The organism is Campylobacter sp. BCW_6468 (genome assembly GCF_001762865.1).
GTDB lineage: Bacteria > Campylobacterota > Campylobacteria > Campylobacterales > Campylobacteraceae > Campylobacter_D > Campylobacter_D jejuni.
On sequence record NZ_MJXQ01000038.1, the window covers coordinates 1 to 985 of the forward strand.

The following is a 985-nucleotide window of genomic DNA, read 5'->3' on the forward strand; positions in this document are numbered from 1 at the left end:
TAAAGAAAATTCACCTTATTTTTTTAATAATGAAAATTATTTTATTAGAACATTGTTAAATAAGGATCATTTGATTTTGCAAAGTCAAAAAAATAAAAATATTATTTATGTGAGTTATCATAGCGATAAAGATCCTCTAACGCCTGCCAATTTTAAACAACAAACCATGCAAATATTAAAAATTTTAGGTTACGATGTAAGCTTAAATTTGATAGATGAAAATAAAATTGATGGAAAATTTATTAAAAATTTAGATCATGGTTGTGGTATACCTGATAAAGCCTTATTTAGAAAAGAACTTCCTTTAATGCTTGAAAAATTACAAAAAAGAAAATCTTTAATGCAAGAAAATTCCATCTCTTATCCTTGTGGAAATAAAGTGTTTACTTTTAAAGATGTAGAAAATCAGTTAAAATTGATCATTAATTAAAAAGGAAAATATATGCTCATAAACCAAACCTTTGAAATTGATTCTTGTGATGATGTAGAACTAGGTATTAAAAGAACCAGTAAGCTTGAATATCGCATAAGTTATGATGATGAAAAAGATCTCAAAGCTATAGTTTTTGTCATAGGAGGTTATGGAGCTAATGCAAATATATATTTTTTAGATTCTTATAGAAATTATATTGCTAAAAATTTTGATGTAGTGACAATAAATGTTTTTTATCATTGTTTTTGCCAAAGGCGTTCGGATGTTGAAAAATATTCAACATTAGCAGATTTTACAAAAGATGATTTAAAATTAATAGAAAAAGTGCTTCGTAAATACAATATTCCATGTGATCAATTAGCCAATAATACTGTAGTTAGTCATTGTGAATATTTGAGCGAGATTATGACAGAATTAAAAATGTTAAATCGATTGCCTTATGATTTTGAAGAAAGACTAAGTGCAACTTTTATTCCTTCGCGTGGAGAATATCAAAATTTTGGCATTATGGCAGCTATTGATCATATCAATGCTTTAAAAGATTTAGTTAAA

At 25.8% G+C, this 985-nt stretch carries 2 protein-coding genes; both read left to right on the top strand.

The genetic code is table 11. The features are described 5' to 3' along the window. Window positions 1–430 (top strand): DUF2920 family protein (locus tag AJ889_RS05620; protein WP_141081073.1); only part of this gene is annotated, 430 nt, incomplete at its 5' end. 12 nt (window positions 431–442) lie between these two features. Further along, the coding region (locus AJ889_RS09730; protein WP_141081072.1) for a DUF2920 family protein at window positions 443–985 on the top strand (543 nt) is incomplete at its 3' end.